Below are 5,525 nucleotides of genomic sequence, written 5' to 3' on the forward strand. Positions count from 1 at the left end.
GAGAAAATATTTGATAAATTTTGGAAAATACCAACATTTGATGAATATTTTAAATCTCATATTGAAGATGTATCAACAGAACTAAAAGAAGGTTTCCAAGATTCATGAATTTCAGAAATGGAGCCTTTTTACTGTATCTTAAAAGTTGAGAACCTTGACAGCTTTGATACGAATAATATTTGGGATGATGACATTACCTATTTCCTAAAGGGAATAGAAGGATTTAACGGATTTAGTGAAAAAGGATTGCGTTATTCAAAGGCAGATACCTATCATATAGATGAAGAAATAGATGCTATTGTAATGGCACAATATTTAACTATGAGAACTCAAAAAAATCATGTTGTTATCGGTATCTTAGAAAATGGTACTAAAGAGGTCTGGATTGGAAAATATGAGTATGATGAGCAACTGAAAAAACAACATCAAGTATTACTTAAAAAATTTACTAAAATGCCAGAATATCATGAATATGTAAATGATATTAATGAATTCTTAGATAAGAAAATCAAAGAGTCATAAAGGTAGGGTTGAGAACTTAGGAGTTAGGATAATTACCGAAAAATTTAGGTATAAAACCTCTTCATTCATGGAGAAAAAAGACAAAAATTATTTTAGTCAATCCTTCTATTATAGGAGAGGCAATTATTAATTAAGGCTTGCTGATTAAATATCAAAGCATTTACCGATAAAGGTTTGAGGCTTTTTAGGTCTGAAATACCTTGGTTTTCAGCTCTTGTTGTTCAAAAAGGAGTGCATTTTTGGCGCATACATAGTTGGGCAAAAAAAATTACTCCCCTACTCACCTACTGCCGAAAAAAGACTTTTTCAGCCAACCCTAATTGTAAGCATTTCCTGCGGAATGCTGCGCAAACAGCTATTAGCTGTCAGCCATCAGCTCTCTTTAAGGACAGTTTTTCAATTAAGATAGACCTTAAGAGCAAGAGAACCAGCTTTTGTAGTAAGACAATTAATAAAGCTTTTCTTGTCAACTAAAACCAATAGCTGATAGCTGACGGCTGACGGCTGAATGCTTACCCCTAATTATTAATTATTAATTTTCAACCTTGCTTATTTGTCAACCAATTTGATAAATCCTCGAAAGTAGTAAAATCAAAAATATCCTCGCTCAAATTTTCCAACTCTGCTAAAGAAAAATCTGAAAACTGATTTTTAAGATTTTCTGAAACTTCACCAAAACGCTTTTTAAGTAACCGAATTATTAGAGCGATCGCTTCCTGTACAAAGGCTAGTCTTATCGGTCAACTTATCAATATAAATACATAGATTCAGGGTGCATAATATACACCCTATTAATCTCTTAAATATTAACACTAATAAACTGTGATTCTGGTAAAGCAGCAATTTCTGAAGATTCTGTGTTCAACACATATCCTAATAATTGATTTGTGCCAGCAATTCTCATAGCAGTACCTTCTAAAATACCATCATTATTCGGGTCTAAATCCTGCACTAAAATACCTCCCTTAGCTAACAGGTCAAGTTCATCATCTAAGAATGGTAAAATTAGATTTGCATTAATACCAAACTCATCAAAACTATTAAAATCTTCAAAGATTAAATCAGCTTTTGTCAACCCTCCTGTTAATCCAATAATATCTTCAGCAGAGTCAAAATCAGTAATAATTGCATTAGGTAATTCAACACTATTAGGAATTAGTGGAAATATAGAACTAATAGCACTTAAATCTTCTTCTATTCCTGCTAAGTCAGTTCTGAAAACATATACATCACTTCCCAAACCACCCCGATAAATACCAACACCAGCATCACCAATAAGAGTATCATTACCCTCACCACCAACTAATAGATCGGTATCTTTACCCCCACGCAATATATCATCACCTAAACCACCATCAAGAAAATCTGTATCTCTCTCACCAAACAAACTATCATTACCATCATTCCCTAATAAATCATCTTCTCCTCTACCTCCAAATATTAAGTCATTCACAGATGAGCCATTAATACTATCATCACCACTAAGAGCTAATATTCCTCCAGGAAAATCATTAGCTTGTTGTACCGTAAGAATCTCATTATCATCACCATCTGTTCCTAATAAACGAGGAAGGGGTTCTGAAAAATCTGGGGTAAGTACCATAATTCATAAGTCTCCTAATATGCTAAGTTTTTTTGCCTATCCATTTCTATGGTATTTGACCTGTAATATCAAATCCAGTAGTATCGGTACAATTCAATACCGTAGGGGTTTGGTCACCAAACCCCTACCAAACTTGGAGTTTTTACCAATACCGATGAACCCCCCCTTACTATCTAAAGCAAGCGGATTTGATATAACTAACAATATTTAACTTCCCTGGCGGGAAGTCCTGCGCTCTCTTGAAAAGGAGCGTCATAAAGGAAAGCCAGGGTCAACAGTCGGATACCTCCATAAGCTAAACCCTCTGCTCCCCTTGACAAGCAGGAAGTATTTTATTATAATCTAATCTGCAAACACAGGGGGAGGACATCACCTCTGTTAAAACAGTGGTCAGGGTTTCCCTGGCTGAAGAATCCCGCGTTGTCGCGGAGCGCGTAACGTCGGGAGTATGTCAAACTTATGTCTATTATACTCACTAAAAATTTAAGCAAAGTCTATCCAGTAGCTATCAAAGAACCTGGAATTAAAGGAACATTACGTCATTTTATTCGTCGCCAATACCAATATGTTAAGGCAGTTGAAAATATTTCGTTTCAAATAGATCCAGGAGAAATAGTAGGATTTCTTGGACCTAATGGTGCTGGTAAAACGACTACCCTGAAAATGCTGACAGGTTTAATTCATCCCTCTAATGGAGTAGTTAAGGTTGCAGATAATATACCCTTTGACCGCAAGAGAGAATTTTTACAGCAAATTACTTTAGTCATGGGGCAAAAACAACAGTTAATATGGGATTTACCTGTGTTAGACTCCCTGAAAATTAATGCTGCTGTTTATGATGTTTCTGACAAAGAGTATCACAGACGGTTGATGGAGTTAACAGAGATGTTGTCGCTAGAAGGGAAGTTGAAGCAACCAGTCAGAAAATTATCTCTGGGGGAACGGATGAAAGCGGAGTTGATGGCTGCGTTATTGCATCGACCGCAAGTTTTGTTTTTGGATGAACCAACTTTAGGTTTAGATGTCAACGCTCAAGCAGCAGTGCGGGAATTTTTGCGGGAATATAATCAACGTTATCAAGCAACTGTGTTGTTAACGAGTCATTATATGGCAGATATTACTGCTTTGTGTAAGCGGGTGTTGTTAATATATCAAGGTGAATTAATTNTGGCTGCGTTATTGCATCGACCGCAAGTTTTGTTTTTGGATGAACCAACTTTAGGTTTAGATGTCAACGCTCAAGCAGCAGTGCGGGAATTTTTGCGGGAATATAATCAACGTTATCAAGCAACTGTGTTGTTAACGAGTCATTATATGGCAGATATTACTGCTTTGTGTAAGCGGGTGTTGTTAATATATCAAGGTGAATTAATTTATGATGGCAGTTTAGATGGTTTACTCGATCGCTTTGCTCCTTATCGAGAGGTGCAGATAGAATTAGCTAATGCTGTTCCTCCAGATGTAGATAATTTTCGGCAACTTTTATCTAATTATGGGGAGGTGGAAACATTGGAAGGTCAGGCAGTACGTTTGTTGGTGCGTCGCGAAAAATTAACTGAGACTGTAGCGCGAATATTGGCAGAATTAGAAGTACAAGATTTGACGGTGACTGACCCTCCTATTGAGGAAGTTATTGGTAGAGTTTTTCAGTCAGGGAAGGTTGAAGTCAGAAGTCAGTAGGAGCGAATAGCCATTCGCCCTTACATCATTTATGTTGTAATATTTTATCGTAGGGGTTTGGTCTCCAAACCCAAGCGTAAATGGGATTTGGAAACCAAACCCCTACAGTTTTTTTGCTATATTATCATTTATTTTATTTTCAGTTCAGCTATCTATTGAATTTTTGTTGTCTAATCAATTTCTTTCTTTTATAAAATACGATGACTAATATTCCTCCAGAAATTCAATCCTATAAACGTACAGCTTGGAAACCTATAATTATTGAAGGTGATGGTGCTTTAACTGCTTCTAAATTTGCTGGTAAACCTTGGTTGGGAAAACATGAAAAATGGCCGAAATGTCCTCTTTGTCAGAATCCTTTAGAATTATTTGTTCAGCTAAACCTAAATCAATTACCAGAAGCATTACAAAATGAATTTGGTAGTGGTATTTTACAAATATTTTATTGTACAAATCAATTTGGATGTAATCCATCACCACATAAAATTCAGGCATTTTCAGATGCTCATTTGATTAGAATTATTCAGCCAGAAAGAAAAAAACAACGTATAGAAATTCCCAAAAATCAAGATTTTTTTCCACCTAAATTAATCGTTGATTGGCAAAAATTAGAAGATTATTCTAACTCTGAAGCAGCATCAGAATTTGGTATAGAATTAAATGATGAATTATATGAAGATAATTTCCCAATTGAAGGAGATAAATTAGCTGCCTGGCCTTTATAGATTCAGGGAATAGAATATCCTAATTGTCCGATTTGTGGTGAAACAATGAGATTAGTTTTTCAGGTTGATTCTGAAGATAATTTACCTTTTATGTTTGGGGATGCTGGTTGTGGTTATATTACTCAATGCAAANCAATGAGATTAGTTTTTCAGGTTGATTCTGAAGATAATTTACCTTTTATGTTTGGGGATGCTGGTTGTGGTTATATTACTCAATGCAAACATCATAAAAATCAAGTAGCATTTCATTGGAATTTTTTATGATAGACCATTGAACACTCAATAATTATAGCATTTATTATAATTAATAAAGAATTTTATCTCACTCAGGTACATTACTGGCTGCCAAGATCCCTGCACTGCAAAACTGATAACTGAAATGACTAATATTCCTCCAGAAATTCAACCCTATAAACGTACAGCTTGGAAACCTATAACTACTGACGGTGATGGTGCTTTAACTGCTTCTAAATTTGCTGGTAAACCTTGGTTGGGAAAACATGAAAAATGGCCGAAATGTCCTTGCTGTCAGGAACCTTTACAATTCTTTCTTCAGCTAAACCTAAATCAATTACCAGAAGCATTACAAAATGAATTTGGTAGTGGTATTTTACAAATGTTTTATTGTACCAATATAGATACTTTATGTGATGTAGATTATGAAGGATGGGAGGCATTTTCAGATGTTCATTTTCTCAGAATTATTCAGCCAGAAGGAGAAGCACAAGATGTAGAAATTCCCAAAACTCAAGATTTTTTTCCACCTAAATTAATCGTTGATTGGCAACAATTAGAAGATTATCCTAACTCTGAAGAAGCATCAGAATTTGGTATAGAATTAAATGATGAATTATATGAAGATAATTTCCCAATTGAAGGAGATAAATTAGCTGGCTGGCCTTTATGGATTCAGGGAATAGAATATCCTAATTGTCCGATTTGTGGTGAAACAATGAGATTAGTTTTTCAGGTTGATTCTGAAGATAATTTACCTT

General features: G+C 35.1%; 6 protein-coding genes and 1 pseudogene. 5 read left to right on the forward strand and 2 right to left on the reverse strand.

Annotation, left to right across the window (positions count from 1 at the left end; translation table 11 throughout):
• Positions 1 to 117: 117 nt before the first annotated feature.
• Positions 118 to 522 carry a hypothetical protein gene (locus tag AFK68_RS12790; RefSeq protein ID WP_094673149.1) on the forward strand — a complete coding sequence of 135 codons (405 nt, stop codon included), beginning with the start codon at positions 118 to 120 and terminating at the stop codon, positions 520 to 522.
• Positions 523 to 1,061: 539 nt separating this feature from the next.
• On the opposite strand, the gene AFK68_RS44980 is transcribed toward AFK68_RS12790, so the two are convergent.
• Positions 1,062 to 1,259 (reverse strand): DUF4351 domain-containing protein, encoded by a 198-nt coding sequence (locus AFK68_RS44980; RefSeq protein ID WP_094673150.1) that lies wholly within the window; start codon positions 1,257 to 1,259, stop codon positions 1,062 to 1,064.
• Between the two features lie 62 nt (positions 1,260 to 1,321).
• Entirely contained in the window at positions 1,322 to 2,125 is an 804-nt protein-coding gene (locus AFK68_RS12800) for a calcium-binding protein (protein WP_094673151.1), read from the reverse strand.
• A 459-nt stretch (positions 2,126 to 2,584) separates the two neighbouring features.
• On the opposite strand from AFK68_RS12800, the gene AFK68_RS12805 reads away from it, so the two are divergent.
• From AFK68_RS12805 to AFK68_RS12815, 4 genes and pseudogenes are all read left to right on the forward strand, one after another.
• Positions 2,585 to 3,292: ATP-binding cassette domain-containing protein (locus AFK68_RS12805; protein WP_094673153.1), on the forward strand; the 708-nt coding region annotated here is incomplete at its 3' end.
• Position 3,293: 1 nt separating this feature from the next.
• Positions 3,294 to 3,805: pseudogene (locus AFK68_RS44985) on the forward strand (AAA family ATPase); the annotation flags it as partial.
• Positions 3,806 to 4,005: 200 nt separating this feature from the next.
• Complete coding sequence (locus AFK68_RS12810) at positions 4,006 to 4,530, forward strand: DUF1963 domain-containing protein (RefSeq protein ID WP_210407379.1); 525 nt, start codon at positions 4,006 to 4,008, stop codon at positions 4,528 to 4,530.
• Positions 4,531 to 4,909: 379 nt separating this feature from the next.
• Positions 4,910 to 5,525 (forward strand): DUF1963 domain-containing protein (locus tag AFK68_RS12815; protein ID WP_094673152.1); only part of this gene is annotated, 616 nt, incomplete at its 3' end.

This window comes from Hydrocoleum sp. CS-953, from assembly GCF_002260545.1.
GTDB lineage: Bacteria > Cyanobacteriota > Cyanobacteriia > Cyanobacteriales > Microcoleaceae > Trichodesmium.

Excerpts from the sequence above, each read along its gene's own strand:
- AFK68_RS12790 (WP_094673149.1), top strand. The coding sequence starts at position 118 with ATGGAGCCTTTTTACTGTATCTTAAAAGTTGAGAACCTTGACAGCTTT.
- AFK68_RS12800 (WP_094673151.1), bottom strand. The coding sequence starts at position 2,125 with ATGGTACTTACCCCAGATTTTTCAGAACCCCTTCCTCGTTTATTAGGA.
- AFK68_RS12810 (WP_210407379.1), top strand. The coding sequence starts at position 4,006 with ATGACTAATATTCCTCCAGAAATTCAATCCTATAAACGTACAGCTTGG.